Below are 17,365 nucleotides of genomic sequence, written 5' to 3' on the forward strand. Positions count from 1 at the left end.
AAAAAGAGAGCTGTTACGGCTCTCTTTTTTATCTGATGCTAGACCGTCGTCAGGCGGCCACGAAATGCTGTATCACCCGGCTGCCGAAGTAGGACAATGTCAGTAGCAGCGCGCCAACCAGGCTGAACCAGACCACGCGGCGTCCGCGCCACCCTTCGTGGTAGTGTCCCCACAGCAGCAGGATATAGATGAACCAGGCAAACAACGAAAAGATTGCCTTGTGCAGATTCTCTTTGTTGTTGATCAGGTCATCCATATAGAACAACCCCGTACACAGCGTCAGGGTCAGAAGGACCACGCCAACCTGGGTGATGTGGAACATCTTACGCTCGATGCTCATCAACGGCGGCATATCGGCAGTAAAGCGCAGCTTTTTATTTTTTAACAAATAATCGAGCCATACCAGCTGTAGCGCATAGAGCGCGGCGATGATCAGCGTCGCATAGGAGAATAGCGCCAGGCCGATATGGAACAACAGCCCCGGCGTCGTTTCCAGATGCGTAATGAATTCGCCAGGCATAAAGCTGGCAAACGCCAGGTTGATGAGCGCAAAAGTATACACAATGGGCAGCAGGAACCATCCGCGATTGCGTGAAGCCACGATGGTCATCACGGTGCAGATAATCAGGCTGACAAGGGAGCCGATATTCAACAGGCTGAGATTTTGTCCGGCCTGGACATCAAAAATACGTTGATAAAGCGCTACCGCATGACAGATAAGCGCAACGCTGGCCGAAAGTATTGCCAGCCGACGATATGCACTGTTCTTGCGCAGCAGACCGGGAATAATCAGTCCAAGGCTTAGTGTGTAGGCGACCAAAGCGACAATAGCGAAAACAGACATACGAGTAGGTTATTAACTATCAACTGAGTAAAGTGAGCAGTCAGTATAGCGTTAGTCGTGATAGGCACCAACTGTTCTCCATCCGCGGCGCAGAGATCGCCGCGGCTTTCGTGTTATAATCCGTTCCATTCGCGTCGCGGTAGCGGCTTTGTCTTACATTGAGCATGAGATATGTTTGAAAATTTAACCGATCGACTATCGCGCACATTGCGCAATATCAGCGGCCGCGGGCGGTTGACTGAAGACAATATAAAAGAAACGCTGCGTGAAGTTCGTATGGCGTTACTCGAAGCTGACGTCGCCTTACCCGTGGTGCGGGATTTTATTAACCGGGTAAAAGAGCGGGCTGTCGGCCACGAAGTCAATAAGAGCCTGACCCCAGGGCAAGAGTTCGTCAAGATCGTTAAAAATGAACTGGTCAGCGCCATGGGCGAGGTTAACGCGGAGCTGAACCTTGCCGCTCAACCGCCGGCCGTGGTCTTGATGGCCGGCCTGCAAGGGGCGGGTAAAACCACCAGCATTGGTAAGTTGGGCAAGTTTCTTAAAGAAAAACAAAAGAAAAAAGTACTGGTGGTTTCTGCCGACGTCTATCGGCCGGCGGCCATCAAACAGTTGGAAACGCTAGCGCAAAGCGTCGGGGTCGATTTTTTCCCCTCAGACGCCCAGGAAAAGCCGCTCGATATCGTCAATCGGGCGCTTCAGCACGCCAAGCTGAAATTCTATGATGTGTTGTTGGTCGATACCGCCGGTCGTCTTCATGTCGATGAGGCCATGATGGACGAAATCAAACAGGTTCACGCGGCGATTAATCCGGTGGAAACCCTGTTTGTCGTTGACGCCATGACCGGGCAGGATGCGGCGAATACGGCCAAAGCCTTTAATGAAGCGCTGCCGTTGACCGGCGTGATCCTGACCAAAATTGACGGCGACGCCCGCGGCGGCGCGGCGTTGTCTATCCGCCATATTACCGGCAAACCAATCAAATTCCTCGGCGTAGGCGAAAAAACGGAAGCGCTTGAGCCATTTTATCCCGAGCGCGTGGCTTCCCGTATTCTTGGCATGGGAGATGTGATTTCCCTTATCGAGGATATTGAAAGCAAGGTTGACCGCACGCAGGCTGAGAAACTGGCCAAGAAGCTGAAAAAAGGCGACGGCTTCGATCTGACCGATTTTCTGGAACAGTTGAAGCAGATGCGCAACATGGGCGGTATGGCCAGCATGATGAGTAAGATGCCGGGTATGGGCCAGTTGCCCGATAATGTTAAGTCGCAGATGGATGACAAAGTTCTGGTGCGTATGGAAGCGATTATTAACTCCATGACGCATAAAGAGCGGGCAAAACCTGAAATCATTAAAGGTTCGCGCAAACGTCGAATCGCGATGGGGTCGGGGATGCAGGTTCAGGATGTCAATCGACTGCTCAAACAGTTCGATGATATGCAACGGATGATGAAGAAAATGAAAAATGGCGGTCTGGCGAAAATGATGCGTGGCATGAAAGGTATGATGCCGCCAGGATTTCCGGGACGTTAAGCGCGGAAAACCCGGCGAATAGACAAAGTCTCGCAAGCTTATACGCTTTAGATTGCTTTTTGCGCCAAAATGAGTAAAATTTTGGGGCTTTTTATATGACACTGGGCCCCGTTCCTCGATGGGGCCCGGTTGTTTTATTCACTAAAGAGGATGTTATGGTAACAATTCGTTTGGCACGTGGCGGCGCTAAAAAACGCCCGTTTTATCAAGTTGTCGTGACCGATAGCCGCAATGCGCGCGATGGTCGCTTCATTGAGCGCGTAGGCTTCTTCAACCCGATCGCAACCGGTCAGGCAGAAGCGCTGCGTTTGGATCTGGATCGTATCGAACATTGGGTCGGTCTGGGCGCAACTGTTTCTGATCGCGTAACTTCGCTGATCAAAGACGCTAAAAAAGCAGCATAATCTGTTGCGGTGGTGACAATGAGCAAGCAACTCAGCCCGACGGGACCCGCTAACCCGATTATCTTGGGTAAGATGGGGTCTACTTATGGCATCCGAGGTTGGCTCAGAGTGTTTTCATCCACCGAAGATGCCGAGAGCATTTTTGATTATCAACCTTGGTTTATCCAGACAAAAAGTGGTTGGCAGCTTGTCGAGATTGAAAGCTGGAAACATCACAATCAGGATCTGATCATCAAGATCAAAGGTGTTGACGATCGTGATGCGGCAAATCTACTGACTAATTGCGAGATTAACGTCGATTCGTCGCAGTTGCCCGCGCTGGATGAAGGTGATTATTACTGGAAAGATCTTATTGGCTGTCAGGTCGTGACCGTAGCAGGTTATCAACTGGGGAAAGTCATCGATATGATGGAAACCGGTTCAAATGACGTGATGGTGGTAAGGGCTAACCTGAAAGATGCCTTTGGGGTCAAGGAGCGGTTGGTTCCGTTCCTCTCTGAACAGGTTGTCAAGCATGTTGACCTTTCTGCTCAAACTATTGAAGTAGATTGGGATCCTGGTTTTTGAACTCTGAATTGACCGGTAGTACGAAGTGGAACGAGACTATGTGGATTGGGGTTATTAGCCTGTTTCCAGAGATGTTCCGCGCAATTACTGACTACGGAGTCACTGGCCGGGCAGTTAAAAATGGCCTGCTGAACGTACAGTACTGGAGTCCGAGAGACTTCGCTTACGATCGGCATCGCACCGTGGACGATCGCCCTTATGGCGGCGGTCCCGGTATGCTGATGATGGTGCAACCCTTGCGGGATGCGATTCATGCGGCAAAAGAAGCGGCAGGCGAAGGTGCCAAAGTGATTTATTTATCGCCTCAGGGTCGTAAATTAGATCAGGAAGGCGTGCGCCAACTCGCGACGAATCAGAAAATGATCCTGGTTTGTGGTCGGTACGAGGGAATCGATGAGCGCGTAATTAAAACCGAAATTGACGAAGAATGGTCAATCGGCGATTACGTTCTCAGCGGTGGGGAGCTCCCGGCAATGACCCTGATTGACTCTGTTTCCCGGTTTATACCGGGTGTTCTGGGTCATCAGGCCTCAGCAGAAGAAGACTCTTTCGCTGATGGATTGTTGGATTGCCCTCATTTTACTCGTCCTGAAGTGTTGGCCGGTATGGATGTTCCGCCAGTTTTACTGTCAGGCAACCATGCTGAAATACGTCGCTGGCGTTTGAAGCAGTCGCTGGGCCGAACCTGGCTTAGAAGACCTGAACTTCTGAAAAGCCTAGCTCTGACTGACGAGCAAGCAACGTTGCTGGCTGAGTTCCAGAAGGAATATCAGTCTGAGCAGCAAAAGTATTAGGTGGTCGTTTTGGCGAGACCAGACGAACCCAGATATCAGTTTACCTAGGGTAAGAGACATATTATGAGCAACATTATTAAGCAAATTGAACAAGAACAGATGAAGCAGGACGTACCTGCATTTCGTCCGGGTGATACCGTAGAAGTGAAGGTATGGGTTGTTGAAGGTAGCAAAAAACGTCTGCAGGCATTCGAGGGCGTGGTTATCGCTATTCGTAACCGCGGTCTGCATTCTGCATTCACTGTTCGCAAGATTTCCAACGGCGAAGGTGTAGAACGTGTTTTCCAGACACATTCTCCAGTAGTGGATAGCATTACTGTTAAACGTCGTGGCGCCGTACGTAAAGCCAAATTGTACTATCTGCGTGAACGCACTGGTAAGTCTGCCCGTATTAAAGAGCGTCTTAACTAAGATAGCGCTTTCGCAACATCCGAAAGTTGTTACGAATGAAGGGTTTAGCCAATGGCTAAGCCCTTTTTTATGTGACGAGATTGAATACTTAGCGAGGTTTGCGCGCGACGACCGTGGGGAACATGTGCATGCGATCGTTGATAAACTCTATGTCGCTGAATCCTGCCTTTCTCAATTGGAACTTCGTTTGCGCGTGGGTGCGAAAAGATGTCCATTTCGCATTGAGGATACGCGAGAAAAGCAACTGCTGAAACGCCAGCAGGGTTGGGTCGGCCTCTCGCCAGGGCGAGTCTGCTGACAGCGCCGGCGGCGGCGTCAGGAAGCTGGTCACCAGCGTACCTCCGGGCTTCAATCCATCAAAAAACGCACAATATAATGCGGTCACGCGTTCGTCATCGGGTTGGTAAATGTTCAGCCCATTGCTGGTTAATACATCGACGTGGGTTCCCAGATTGAGTGACCAGGCATCATGGCAATAGAGCGATAACTGTTTTTCAAGACCCCGTTGAACCGCCAGTTGTCGTGCGCCTTCCAGCGCCTGCTGATCCAGATCGACCCCGATTAAGCTGACATCCTGATGATGGCTATAATCGAGCAGCATCAGATCGCCCATAAATCCGCAGGGAACGGATGCCATAACGATACCGGGACGTAATAACTGCTGCAACTGCTGCCGGAAAATGCCGAACCGTTCACGGGTCGCCAGTACGCTAGGCAACTGCTGGTGAATAAGCGCCTCAAGCTGGCCGCTGAAATTGGCAGCGGATCCATCGTCGCGGTATGTCACCAGATGATGCGTCCAGTAGGCATTCAATCCATTATGCTGCAATAAAAAGCGTCCCAGTTCGAAGGTGGCAAGCTCTTCCAGGATGGCGAGTTGCTGTTCAATGGACGCGGCGGGAAGATCGCCTGACTGACGGATCCTGTCTCTGGCGGATTCCATCAGGGCATCATGGTGGTCAAAAGAGGAATCTTGGTGAGATAACAGTTCGGCGTGAGGGGTTGCGCCGCCGGGCTGATTGGTTTTTGACATGTTACTACTCCGTTAGTAATTAACTATTCCGCTGGTTGTTTTACCTTCGTTATTATCTCATATTGAAATTACAATGGCATTCAGCGGTTTCTGAAATTGTGCCAGAGCGTGTGCGGTTGGATATGACGGGGCAGGGGATTACTCGACACTCTGTTGCCATTGATTTTTCAGGCTCTCGGCCTCGGCAACGCCATCACAACTGGCGGGGAAACTTTTGCCGGATTTCCCCCACGCACGCATGTTGTCGATTCGGCAAAAATTCGCCTGTCCCGCGCCGTATCCACGCAAATAGGACTCGCGATCGACCTGCGGATTGCCGAACCACTCCTCCAGCACGCTATTGTCTTTGACGACCATGCCCGACACGGCGTCCTGGTAACCGGCCTCATACCAGAAGTCTTTTTCTCCACTGGCCATTGGCGTAGAGACGTTATTTTGGCACCCTGCGATAATAAGAATTACAGCCAGGACGTAACTGCATTTCATAATGAGACCTTTCGTCAGTGTGGGCATTATCATAAAAATCACACTATTTTTATACGATGCCTAATTTTTCTTTTAATAATTTCAGATAGCGTCGGCTGACAGGAATATGTTTTCCCGTGTTGGTGAGCACTTCCGCCGCACCGTTCTCCAGGAGCTTAATTTCTTTCAGTAGCTCCGTATTGACCATATATTTCCTATGGCAGCGGACGAAAGGCGTTTTTTCTTCCAGCGTTTTCAGAGAAAGTTGCGTATAGCCTGACTCATTTATCCCAACAACATGTACTCCGCTCAATTCAGCGCTGAGATATTCCACTTCATCGACCTTAAGTAAAAAAATGCGGTTATGGCCGTTGCATGGAATGTGGCGCAGGTAGGGTTCGGTAATTAGCTGTATATTTTTATTTACACTTGTGCCTCGACGTAAACGCGTCAGCGTTTTGCCGAGTCGCTGCGAGTCCAGTGGCTTTAGCAGATAGTCGAACGCATGTTCTTCAAACGCGCGCACGGCATATTCATCATAGGCAGTGACAAACACGACATACGGCATGTTTTCCGGATCCAGCATTGCGGCTAATTCCAGTCCGCTGATTTTCGGCATCTGGATATCCAGAAAAATCACGTCAGGTTGCAAGCGATGAATGGCCGGTATCGCCTCCAGCGCGTTGCCGCATTGGGCCAGGATCGTTATGTCAGGTTCATTTTCCAGCAGTAAGGCAAGCTCTTCACGAGCGGGTAGTTCGTCATCAATGATGATGGCTTTCAGCATCGTAACCCCCTTTATATTCCGCTGATTCTAGCATTATTCAGGTTAGGGATTGGAATGATGAAAAACAGCAGTAAAGAGCAGGGGACTCTCTTTCAGATGTTTTTGTGTGGTGGTAAATTTAGTTTACATCTATGGATTGAAAAATTTACGGTTCGTGATATGGTGTAGCCATAATGCATAGAGCGCATTCATCTATCACGTCATACAGGATTTATCAGGAATATATGAACATGCAAAAAGATTCGCTTAATAATATCAATATTGTTGAAGAACAAGTGCTTATCACCCCAGATGAGTTAAAAGCCAAATTTCCTCTGAGTGATGACGAACAAAAAGCGATTGCCCGCGCGCGCGAAACGATTGCCGATATCATTCATGGACGCGATCGCCGTTTACTGATTGTGTGCGGCCCCTGTTCCATCCACGATACCGATGCGGCTTTGGAATACGGTCGTCGTTTGCAATCCCTCTCCGCCGAGTTGAGCGATCGGCTGTATATCGTTATGCGGGTCTATTTTGAAAAACCACGCACCACGGTCGGCTGGAAAGGGTTAATCAACGATCCCCACATGGATGGTTCCTGCGATGTGGAAGCCGGGTTGCATATCGCTCGTGAATTACTCCTCAAACTGGTCAATATGGGGTTACCGCTGGCGACTGAAGCGCTGGATCCCAATAATCCGCAGTATCTGGGCGATCTGTTCAGTTGGTCGGCAATTGGCGCCCGCACCACGGAGTCACAAACGCACCGGGAAATGGCGTCTGGTTTGTCAATGCCCGTCGGTTTTAAAAATGGTACGGACGGCAGCCTTGGAACGGCAATTAATGCGATGAGGGCTGCGTCTATGCCGCACCGTTTTATGGGAATCAACCAGTCCGGACAGGTTTGCCTGTTGCACACGCAGGGAAATGCCGATGGTCACGTTATTTTGCGCGGCGGTAAAAAGCCGAACTACAGTGCGCAAGATGTTGCAGAATGTGAAAAACAGATGCTTGAGGCGGGACTGAAACCCTCCCTGATGATAGATTGTAGCCATGGCAACTCAAATAAAGATTACCGTCGGCAACCTATCGTGGTCGAGTCGGCAGTCGAGCAGATTAAGGCAGGCAACCAATCTATTATCGGCCTGATGCTGGAAAGTCATCTTAATGAAGGCAGCCAGCCATCAGAACAGCCGCGTTCGAAAATGCGCTATGGCGTATCGGTAACGGATGCCTGCATCAGTTGGGAAAATACAGAAACGCTACTGCGTTCCGTTCATCAGGAAATCGGCGCAGAGCGGGTAAAACTTTCAGGAGAGTAACAGTAATGGTAGCTGAACTGACCGCATTGCGTGATCAGATAGATGAGGTAGATAAAGAGCTGTTAACGCTATTGTCACGCCGGTTGCGTTTGGTGGCGGAAGTAGGTGAGGTCAAAAGCCGTTACGGCTTGCCTATCTATGTGCCAGATCGTGAATCAACAATGCTCAGTTTGCGCCGTAAAGAGGCGGCCCAATTAGGCGTGCCGCCCGACCTGATTGAGGATATCCTGCGCCGGGTTATGCGCGAGTCCTATTCCAGTGAGAATGAGAAGGGATTTAAAACGCTATGTCCGCAACTCCGCTCGATAGTGATTGTGGGGGGGCGTGGGCAAATGGGGTCGTTGTTTGAAAAAATGCTGACGCTGTCGGGCTATCAGGTCAAGATCCTGGAACAAGAGGACTGGCCGCAGGCGGAAACCCTGCTGGCTGACGCCGGTATGGTGATCGTCAGCGTACCGATTCATCTGACTGAGCAGGTTATCGCCCGTCTGCCTAAGCTGCCTGACGATTGTATTTTGGTGGATTTAGCCTCGGTGAAAAATGCGCCTTTGCAGGCCATGCTGGCGGCGCACAACGGACCGGTGCTTGGGCTGCATCCGATGTTTGGGCCGGACAGCGGCAGTTTGGCGAAACAGGTGGTGGTCTATTGCGATGGCCGTCAGCCAGAATCCTATCAATGGCTGTTGGAGCAGATTCAGGTATGGGGCGCGCGGCTACATCGTATTAGCGCGGTGGAGCACGATCAGAATATGATGTTTATTCAGGCGCTGCGCCATTTTGCCACTTTCGCCTATGGCCTGCATTTAGCGGAAGAGAACGTGCAGATCGAACAGCTGCTGGCGTTGTCATCGCCGATTTATCGTCTGGAATTGATAATGGTAGGACGGCTGTTTGCTCAGGATCCGCAACTGTATGCGGATATCATTATGTCTTCCGAGAATAATCTGGCGTTGATTAAGCGTTATTATAAACGCTTTGGCGAGGCTATCGAGCTACTGGAACAGGGCGATAAAGCCGAGTTTATCAATAGCTTCAAAAAAGTTGAGCACTGGTTTGGCGACTATGCGGGTCGATTCCAGGCCGAAAGCCGGACGTTATTACGTCAGGCCAACGACATCCGCCAATAAGCGCCGCGCAGGCGATTCATCATCTTCACATTCAGCCATCCCGGCCGTTAGCCGGGATGGTTTTTTTTACTCGGCGACGTCTGCGGGAACGACGTTTTCACTGGGGTAGCAGCCTAAAACTTTCAATGAACGCGTAATCGCCGCTAACTCTTTTAGGGCTTTTTTCATCGCATCGCTGCGCAAGTTCGCCTGTACATCAATGTAGAACATTTCCTCCCAGGGATTACCGTTAATCGGTCGGGATTCCAGCTTCGTCATAATGATGCCGTGCTCGCGCAGCACCAGCAGCGCTTCAACCAGCGCCCCGGACTGTTGCCCTGTGGCCATAATCAGCGTGGTTTTTGCCGGAACCTGCTCAGAAACCTCAATGGGCTTACGGGCAAGCACAATAAAGCGGGTAATGTTTTGGGATTGGTTGGCCAGGTTGTGTTCCAGCACCTTCAGTTGATACAGCATTCCGCCTGCTTCACTGCCCAGCGCCGCGGCTTTGGGGGAGTTGAGCGCAGCCACCTTTTCCATTGCTGCGGCGGTACTTTCACAATATTCAATTTTCCAGTTAGGGTAGCGATTGATGAAATGACTGCACTGCTGGAATGGTTGAGGGTGGCTATACACCGTTTCTATTTGATCCAGGCTGGTATCGGTAGCCACTAAAACGCAGTGATTAATCGGATTCGACAGTTCGCCGATGATGGATAACCCGGTGTGTTGTAGCAGGTCATAGACGTCGTTAATGGATCCTGAACTGGTATTTTCAATCGGTAATACGGCATAGTCAGCCTGACCGGTTTCCACCATATTGAAAATATCCTGGAATTTCTGGCAACCGCACTCAACGAGTTGCTCAAAATGCCGGGCGGCGTACTGGCGGGCCGCCAGGTGTGAATATGAGCCTTTTGGCCCAAGAAAGGCAACCCGCGCGGAATGAATGCTGGTCTGATTGAGGTGATGCTGCAATAGCGCCTGTTGCGTCAGCACCGAGTCTTCGATAATAATCTGGAATAAACGGGTAAGGTAGTGACCATCCAGATGATATTTTTTCCCGATGGTCGTGAGCTTATCCAATAAATCCCGCTCGCGTTCTTTATCTCGGATAGGGCGATGAGACAGTAATTTACTGCGTGCAACCTCAAGCGCCAGTTCCCGCCTTTCTGCCAGTAATTGCAGTAATTTTAAATCCAGTTCACTGATGCGTTCACGCAGAACCAGTAGTGGGTTATCGGTCATGGTATTGTTACCTGTTTTTGTCCTGATAATAATCGCCGGGCGCGATTTTCAACGTCGCCGGCGACGGCCCGCCAGAGGCAGGGATAGTCCGCCATAAAAAAAGCCCCCTGTTTTCAGGAGGCTTTTTTGTTCGTCTTCGTATTCCAACTCTTACGACGAATCGCCTCCCAAATTCAGGGGAAGGTGAAAAAGAATACGAAGAAGAACGATGTGTTAGTCATGCTGACCCAGTATGAAATAAGAAATGAGTACGAAACAGTAACCGTTGGCTTTTCATTCTGTCAATACAAAATTGCCGGAGAAGATGGTTGAGCGGCGCACTATATTGGCTCTTCAAGAATGTCCGCCATACAAAAACGCGCCCAAAGGCGCGTTAGATAGTAAGAGTAGCGATGAGTTACTCTTCTTGCGGAACTTGCAGGTTGGCGTCTTTGACGCTTGCCGCCGCACGACGCGCTTCGCCTTTATGCTGAACTTTGTTTAGCTGACGTTCAAGCTTGGCGATAAGTTCATTGATAGCGGCATACATATCTTCATGCTTGGCAGTGGCGACCAAGGGACCATTCGGCGTACTGATTGTCGCGTCGGCAACAAAACCCTGAGGCTCCTTTGACAGAATGATGTGCGGGTTAATCAGGTGAGCTTGCCACTTATCCAGTTTTGAAAGACGGTCTTCGACATGCTGACGTATTGCGGGGGTAATATCCATTTGTTTACTGGTAATATTGATAGTCATATAACTTACCTCTCTGCCTTTGTCCGTCTTGAATAATTTCAGCATAGCGCGAGTGAAGACAAAAATCGTGATTATGATCACTTTTTTTTGTCACTTTTTGTCAAAAAAACATGATTTGTGAGGCGAGGTCGAGAATCGACGGGAAGTGCTTGAGGGGGGATGAGGGCTATGTCATTATTGTATGGATAGGTGGCCCCGCCTGGCCTGTGATTGCCTCCTCTCTTCCTGTCATACCGTATAAAAGAACGGCAACCGAAGCTGCCGTTTGGCGATTTTTCGTTTGGTTGTTTTAAGCTGGATTGGCGGCGATGATTTTCGCGACTTTATCCGCTTGCGCTGCCAACTGAAGCTCGCGATAAGCATTTTCCATCAACGGTAAAGCATCTTTCGTTGCCTGAGTATCCGGATAGTCACGCAGCATTTGTTCCACACGATTAACTACCGCCACATAAGCGCCGCGTTTCGTGTAGTATTGCGCGACTGAAAGTTCATATTTGGCCAGACGTTCTTTCAGATAGACCAGCCGTTTATTCGCGTCGGTCGCATACTGGCTGTTTGGATAGCCCTGAATCAGGCGGGTAAAGTCTCGGAAAGCAGTGCGGGCATACTGAGGATCGCGATCGGAACGATCGACGCCGAAGAATCCCTGCAATGCACTGTCGTCGAGAGCCATATCCGTCAATCCACGCATGTACAAGACATAATCAATACTTGGATGCGTGGGGTTTAATCGAAGGAAGCGGTCGATGGAGGCCTGGGCCAAAGGTAGCTCGGCAGATTTATAGTAGGCGTAAATTAAATCCAACTGCACCTGCTGAGAATAAGGGCCGAATGGATAGCGGTTATCCAGTGCTTCCAACTGCGTGATGGCTGCTCTAAAGTTACCGTCCTGCAATTTTTGCTGAGCATTAGCATACAGTACCGATGGCGGACTATCAGGAACCGCATCTTTGGAACCGTTGGAGCAACCAACCAGCGCCAGGCTCAACGTGGCAGCAGCCACCAGATATTTCATACGCGTCATGACGTTTTGATTATCCTCAGAGTGTTATTCCGGGAAACTGTCCGTTAAGCTCCCGATTTAGACCAGCTACAATAGTACATTATTTTAAACGGCGTCGCCGTGAAAACCCAACGTTAACGAAGAAGCTGCAACTATGGCACAACAAGTACAACTCACCGCAACGGTGGCCGAATCCCAACTCGGACAACGTTTAGATCAGGCTTTGGCCGAATTGTTCCCTGATTATTCACGATCTCGTATAAAAGAGTGGATTCTGGAGAACCGGGTACAGATTAACGGTAATGTAATCAATAAGCCAAAAGAGAAGGTGCTGGGCGGCGAATTGGTTGATATTGATGCAATTATCGAAGAAGAGTCGCGTTGGGAAGCACAGGACATCGCACTGGATATCGTGTATGAAGACCCGGATATTCTGGTCATCAATAAGCCCAGAGGACTCGTCGTTCACCCTGGCGCCGGCAATCCCGACGGCACCGTGCTTAATGCGTTATTGCATTACTATCCTGAGATAGCGGACGTGCCGCGGGCGGGGATTGTTCACCGTCTGGACAAAGATACCACGGGATTGATGGTGGTCGCGAAAACGGTGCCGGCGCAGACCCGGCTGGTCGAGTCATTACAGGCGCGTGAAATTACGCGTGAATATGAAGCCGTTGCGATCGGCACCATGACCGCGGGGGGAATGGTAGAGGAACCGATAGCGCGTCATGCGACCAAACGCACGCATATGGCGGTTCATCCTATGGGGAAACCCGCGGTCACGCATTACCGCATCATGGAGCACTTCCGCGCGCATACAAGATTGCGCCTGCGTCTGGAAACCGGACGTACTCACCAGATTCGTGTGCATATGTCGCACATTAATCATCCCCTGGTGGGCGATCAACTTTACGGCGGACGTCCGCGCCCGCCGAAAGGCGCTTCAGATGCGTTTATTACCGCGCTGCGTGGTTTCGATAGGCAGGCGCTGCATGCCACAATGTTGCGTTTATATCACCCAATCAGCGGGATACAAATGGAATGGCATGCGCCTTTGCCGCAGGACATGGTCGATCTCATTAATGCATTAAAAGCAGATACGGAAGCGTTCCAGGATCAACTCGATTGGTGATTAAATAATGCTGATACATCCTGACTGGCCTATCCCGGCGTGTGTCCGGGCATGTAGCACAACCCGTTACGGCGGCGTCAGTTTACCGCCTTATGATGCGCTCAATCTGGGAAACCATGTGGGCGATGAGGCTGAAAAAGTGAGGGTGAACCGTCAGCTCCTGATGGATGAGGCCGGCTTACCCTCGATGCCCCATTGGCTGGAACAGGTTCACGGCACGCAAACTATTCGTATTGGCGGCGACCGGCCGTCTACTGTCTGCGGGGATGCGGTTTACACCGATCGCAAGGGGCCGGTTTGCGCCGTGATGACCGCCGACTGTTTACCGGTTCTGTTTTGCTCCGTCGCTGGCGATGAAGTCGCCGCGGCGCATGCCGGTTGGCGCGGGTTGTGTGCGGGCGTATTGGAGGAGACGTTATCCTGCTTTCGTGCCGAACCCTCTCAGGTTATGGCGTGGCTTGGTCCAGCCATCGGCCCGGAAAAATTCGAGGTCGGGCCGGAAGTCCGGGATGCTTTTATTCAACATGACGTTACGGCGATATCGGCATTCAGACCTAATGGTGATAAGTTTCTTGCCGATATATACCAACTGGCGCGTTTACGTTTACGCGCTGGCGGCGTGACGCAGATCTTTGGCGGCGAGTTTTGCACGGTCAGCGATGCGCGGCGATTTTTCTCCTATCGGCGTGATGGTGTGACGGGCCGTATGGCAAGTTTAATCTGGCTGATATAACCTATTGAATTAAGGCGATCCACGGCAAATAACAATTTAATCCCATCGCTATTGGCAAAATAACCTTGAAATCTTGAGGGTTGACCTCATCTGATCTCCAGTAGCAGTTTTGACCAGTTTCATGGGAGGTGTTATGCGTCTGGATCGTCTTACCAACAAGTTTCAACTGGCTCTTTCCGATGCCCAATCTCTTGCCCTCGGACGAGACCATCAATTTATCGAACCCCTTCACCTGATGAGTGCTTTACTTAATCAGGAAGGCGGTACCGTCGGCCCGCTGCTGACAGCGGCTGGCTCCAACGTTCCCCATCTGAAAAATGAGATCGACCACGCAATCGCGCGTTTACCTCAGGTAGAAGGCACCGGTGGGGATGTCCAGCCATCCAGCGAATTGGTTCGCACTTTAAACGTGTGCGATAAGCTGGCTCAAAAGCGTGGCGATACCTTTATTTCCTCTGAACTTTTTGTGTTGGCGGTGCTGGATTCGCGCAGCACGTTGAGCGACATGATTAAAAATTCGGGGGCAACGCAGGAAAGCGTTACCAAAGCAATTGATCAAATCAGAGGAGGAGAACAAGTGAATGATCAAGGCGCTGAGGATCAGAGGCAGGCATTAAAAAAATATACCATCGACCTGACCGAACGCGCGGAACAGGGCAAACTTGACCCGGTCATCGGCCGTGATGAAGAAATTCGCCGCACCATTCAGGTATTACAACGTCGAACGAAAAATAACCCTGTTTTAATCGGCGAGCCGGGGGTCGGTAAAACCGCCATCGTCGAAGGTTTGGCGCTGCGTATTATTAACGGCGAAGTACCGGAAGGTCTAAAAAATAAGCGCGTTCTCTCCCTGGATATGGGGTCGCTGGTTGCCGGCGCTAAATATCGTGGCGAATTTGAAGAGCGGCTAAAGGGCGTGCTTACCGATTTATCCAAACAGGAAGGGAACGTTATCCTGTTTATCGATGAACTTCATACGATGGTGGGCGCCGGGAAAGCTGACGGCGCCATGGATGCCGGCAACATGCTGAAACCGGCCCTGGCCCGCGGTGAATTGCATTGCGTCGGCGCCACGACGCTGGATGAATATCGGCAGTATGTTGAAAAAGATGCCGCGCTGGAACGACGGTTCCAGAAGGTATTTGTCGCTGAACCTACGGTAGAAGATACCATTGCCATCTTACGTGGCCTTAAAGAACGTTATGAGTTGCACCACCATGTGCAGATCACTGACCCGGCCATTGTCGCGGCGGCTACCTTGTCTCATCGTTACATCGCAGATCGTAAGCTGCCGGACAAAGCGATTGACCTGATTGATGAAGCCGCTTCCAGTATTCGTATCCAGATTGACTCGAAACCTGAGCCATTGGATCGTCTCGACCGCCGTATCATTCAGTTAAAACTGGAACAGCAGGCGCTGAAGAAAGAGTCGGATGAAGCCAGCCAAAAACGTTTGGAACTGCTAAATACCGAGCTTGAAGAGAAAGAGCGCGCGTACTCCAAACTGGAAGAAGAGTGGAAAGCGGAAAAAGCCTCGCTCACCGGCACTCAGAATATCAAGGCCGCGCTGGAGCAGGCAAAAATATCGCTGGAGCAAGCGCGTCGGCAGGGTGACCTGGGCCAGATGTCCGAAATTCAATACGGCAAAATTCCCGAGTTGGAAAAACAGCTGGCGGCGGCAACCCAACTGGAAGGCAAAACCATGCATCTGTTGCGTAACCGCGTTACGGATACTGAAATTGCCGAAGTGCTCGCGCGTTGGACGGGGATTCCCGTGTCCAGGATGCTGGAAAGTGAACGTGAAAAACTGTTAAGAATGGAAGAGGCGCTGCATCAGCGGGTAATCGGACAGGATGAAGCCGTCGAAGCGGTGGCGAACTCTATCCGACGCAGTCGTGCCGGTCTGTCCGATCCTAATCGTCCAATCGGTTCTTTCCTGTTCCTTGGGCCGACTGGGGTGGGTAAAACGGAATTGTGTAAGACGCTGGCCTCTTTCCTGTTCGACAGTGATGATGCGATGGTGCGTATCGACATGTCTGAGTTTATGGAAAAACACTCGGTGTCGCGTTTAGTGGGCGCGCCTCCGGGATATGTCGGGTATGAAGAAGGGGGTTACCTGACTGAGGCCGTCCGCCGCCGTCCTTACTCGGTTATTTTGCTGGATGAAATCGAGAAGGCGCATCCAGATGTGTTCAATATTCTGTTGCAGGTATTGGATGATGGGCGTTTGACCGATGGACAAGGGCGTACGGTGGATTTTCGCAACACGGTTGTGATTATGACCTCGAACCTGGGATCGGATCTGATTCAGGAGCGTTTTGGCGAGCGGAGTTATGCAGAGATGAGAGGGATGGTGCTTGAAGTCGTTAGTCATAGCTTCCGTCCTGAGTTTATCAACCGTATTGATGAAGTGGTGGTATTCCATCCACTGGGAAGAAAACACATCGCATCGATCGCCAAGATCCAGCTACAGCGTTTGTACAAGCGCCTTGAAGAGCGCGGCTACAAGGTGACAATAACGGATGCCGCGCTGGAACGGTTGGGTGAAATTGGGTTCGATCCGGTTTATGGCGCTCGTCCGCTTAAAAGGGCAATTCAGCAACTGATTGAAAACCCGTTAGCTCAGCAGATTCTGTCCGGCAAGTTAATCCCAGGCAAACTGGTTACTCTGGATGTTGATGGCGAGAACATCATTGCTCGTCAATAATGTCGCTTTTTAACGAGAATCAAACGGGGGAAATAGCCTATTTCTCCCGTTTTCTCTTTCTTTGTGTAGATAATCCCCATTTTTAGTACAAAACCCAGTCTATAAATGGGGTTTTGACTTATTTTTGAGCGCTTGATGATTTTTTTGCATTTAGCGCTTGTAAGCCGGCGGGAAGTCCCTATAATGCGCTCCCACTGACACGGCAACGGCGAATACGCGTTGACGATGACAGTAAGAAGCCAGGCAATAATCACTTGACTTCACAGCGGAAAAGCATAGTATATGCGGCCCACGCCACGGGATATCGTGGCACTGCTCTTTAACAATTTAATCAGACAATCTGTGTGGGCACTCACAAGACCTATCGGCTGACGATATAAAAAAGTCTTGAAGAGTGACTAGCAGTAAATTCATTACGAATGAACAGTTACTAATTCTTTGAGCACAGCTATTAACTTAGCGAATCAAACAAATCTTAAATTGAAGAGTTTGATCATGGCTCAGATTGAACGCTGGCGGCAGGCCTAACACATGCAAGTCGAGCGGCAGCGGGAAGAA

Annotated in this window: 17 protein-coding genes, 1 rRNA gene and 1 other annotated feature; of the genes, 11 read left to right on the top strand and 7 right to left on the bottom strand. The window is 50.5% G+C overall.

Going from position 1 to position 17,365, the window contains the following annotated elements; all coding sequences use genetic code 11:
• Positions 1–49 precede the first annotated feature (49 nt).
• Positions 50–844: a cytochrome C assembly family protein gene (locus ABRZ26_RS18235; protein ID WP_319605545.1), complete on the bottom strand. Its 795-nt coding sequence runs from the start codon at positions 842–844 to the stop codon at positions 50–52.
• 171 nt (positions 845–1,015) lie between these two features.
• Between ABRZ26_RS18235 and ffh the strand changes: the two genes are divergently transcribed.
• The 5 genes from ffh to rplS all read left to right on the top strand — a co-directional run bounded on the left by ffh (position 1,016) and on the right by rplS (position 4,553).
• Positions 1,016–2,377, top strand: a complete 1,362-nt coding sequence (ffh, locus tag ABRZ26_RS18240) for a signal recognition particle protein (protein ID WP_319605546.1) — start codon at positions 1,016–1,018, stop codon at positions 2,375–2,377.
• Positions 2,378–2,532: 155 nt separating this feature from the next.
• Entirely contained in the window at positions 2,533–2,781 is a 249-nt protein-coding gene (gene rpsP / locus ABRZ26_RS18245; RefSeq protein WP_048637762.1) for a 30S ribosomal protein S16, read from the top strand.
• An 18-nt stretch (positions 2,782–2,799) separates the two neighbouring features.
• Positions 2,800–3,348 carry a ribosome maturation factor RimM gene (gene rimM, locus ABRZ26_RS18250; RefSeq protein ID WP_319605547.1) on the top strand — a complete coding sequence of 183 codons (549 nt, stop codon included), beginning with the start codon at positions 2,800–2,802 and terminating at the stop codon, positions 3,346–3,348.
• A gap of 38 nt (positions 3,349–3,386) precedes the next feature.
• Entirely contained in the window at positions 3,387–4,142 is a 756-nt protein-coding gene (gene trmD, locus ABRZ26_RS18255; RefSeq protein ID WP_319605548.1) for a tRNA (guanosine(37)-N1)-methyltransferase TrmD, read from the top strand.
• A gap of 63 nt (positions 4,143–4,205) precedes the next feature.
• On the top strand, positions 4,206–4,553 hold the full coding sequence (rplS, locus tag ABRZ26_RS18260) for a 50S ribosomal protein L19 (RefSeq protein WP_048637765.1): 348 nt from the start codon (positions 4,206–4,208) through the stop codon (positions 4,551–4,553).
• Positions 4,554–4,641: 88 nt separating this feature from the next.
• Here the strand turns inward: rplS and ABRZ26_RS18265 are convergent, their stop codons facing one another.
• From ABRZ26_RS18265 to btsR, 3 genes are all read right to left on the bottom strand, one after another.
• Positions 4,642–5,586: an SAM-dependent methyltransferase gene (locus tag ABRZ26_RS18265; protein ID WP_319605549.1), complete on the bottom strand. Its 945-nt coding sequence runs from the start codon at positions 5,584–5,586 to the stop codon at positions 4,642–4,644.
• Positions 5,587–5,724: 138 nt separating this feature from the next.
• Positions 5,725–6,105, bottom strand: coding sequence for a DUF2799 domain-containing protein (locus ABRZ26_RS18270; protein WP_319605550.1), 381 nt, complete (start codon positions 6,103–6,105; stop codon positions 5,725–5,727).
• Between the two features lie 16 nt (positions 6,106–6,121).
• Positions 6,122–6,838 (bottom strand): two-component system response regulator BtsR, encoded by a 717-nt coding sequence (gene btsR / locus ABRZ26_RS18275; RefSeq protein ID WP_319605551.1) that lies wholly within the window; start codon positions 6,836–6,838, stop codon positions 6,122–6,124.
• Positions 6,839–7,068: 230 nt separating this feature from the next.
• Between btsR and ABRZ26_RS18280 the strand changes: the two genes are divergently transcribed.
• A complete protein-coding gene (locus tag ABRZ26_RS18280; RefSeq protein ID WP_319605552.1) occupies positions 7,069–8,142 on the top strand; it encodes a 3-deoxy-7-phosphoheptulonate synthase in 1,074 nt (357 codons plus the stop codon).
• 5 nt (positions 8,143–8,147) lie between these two features.
• Positions 8,148–9,269 (top strand): bifunctional chorismate mutase/prephenate dehydrogenase, encoded by a 1,122-nt coding sequence (gene tyrA, locus ABRZ26_RS18285; protein WP_319605553.1) that lies wholly within the window; start codon positions 8,148–8,150, stop codon positions 9,267–9,269.
• Between the two features lie 66 nt (positions 9,270–9,335).
• Here the strand turns inward: tyrA and pheA are convergent, their stop codons facing one another.
• The 3 genes from pheA to bamD form a co-directional block, all read right to left on the bottom strand.
• On the bottom strand, positions 9,336–10,496 hold the full coding sequence (pheA, locus tag ABRZ26_RS18290) for a bifunctional chorismate mutase/prephenate dehydratase (protein ID WP_319605554.1): 1,161 nt from the start codon (positions 10,494–10,496) through the stop codon (positions 9,336–9,338).
• A gap of 93 nt (positions 10,497–10,589) precedes the next feature.
• Positions 10,590–10,718, bottom strand: a sequence feature (Phe leader region).
• Positions 10,719–10,893: 175 nt separating this feature from the next.
• Entirely contained in the window at positions 10,894–11,232 is a 339-nt protein-coding gene (gene raiA / locus ABRZ26_RS18295; RefSeq protein WP_319605555.1) for a ribosome-associated translation inhibitor RaiA, read from the bottom strand.
• A 289-nt stretch (positions 11,233–11,521) separates the two neighbouring features.
• On the bottom strand, positions 11,522–12,256 hold the full coding sequence (bamD, locus tag ABRZ26_RS18300) for an outer membrane protein assembly factor BamD (protein ID WP_319605556.1): 735 nt from the start codon (positions 12,254–12,256) through the stop codon (positions 11,522–11,524).
• 133 nt (positions 12,257–12,389) lie between these two features.
• Between bamD and rluD the strand changes: the two genes are divergently transcribed.
• The 4 genes from rluD to ABRZ26_RS18320 form a co-directional block, all read left to right on the top strand.
• Positions 12,390–13,367: a 23S rRNA pseudouridine(1911/1915/1917) synthase RluD gene (gene rluD / locus ABRZ26_RS18305; RefSeq protein ID WP_319605557.1), complete on the top strand. Its 978-nt coding sequence runs from the start codon at positions 12,390–12,392 to the stop codon at positions 13,365–13,367.
• A gap of 7 nt (positions 13,368–13,374) precedes the next feature.
• Positions 13,375–14,100, top strand: a complete 726-nt coding sequence (yfiH, locus tag ABRZ26_RS18310; protein WP_319605558.1) for a purine nucleoside phosphorylase YfiH — start codon at positions 13,375–13,377, stop codon at positions 14,098–14,100.
• A 133-nt stretch (positions 14,101–14,233) separates the two neighbouring features.
• Complete coding sequence (clpB, locus tag ABRZ26_RS18315) at positions 14,234–16,807, top strand: ATP-dependent chaperone ClpB (protein ID WP_319605559.1); 2,574 nt, start codon at positions 14,234–14,236, stop codon at positions 16,805–16,807.
• 477 nt (positions 16,808–17,284) lie between these two features.
• Positions 17,285–17,365: ribosomal RNA gene (locus tag ABRZ26_RS18320) — 16S ribosomal RNA — on the top strand; the annotation flags it as partial.

Origin of the sequence: Brenneria sp. L4-2C, from assembly GCF_040240335.1 — a bacterium.
Classification (GTDB): Bacteria; Pseudomonadota; Gammaproteobacteria; order Enterobacterales; family Enterobacteriaceae; genus Brenneria.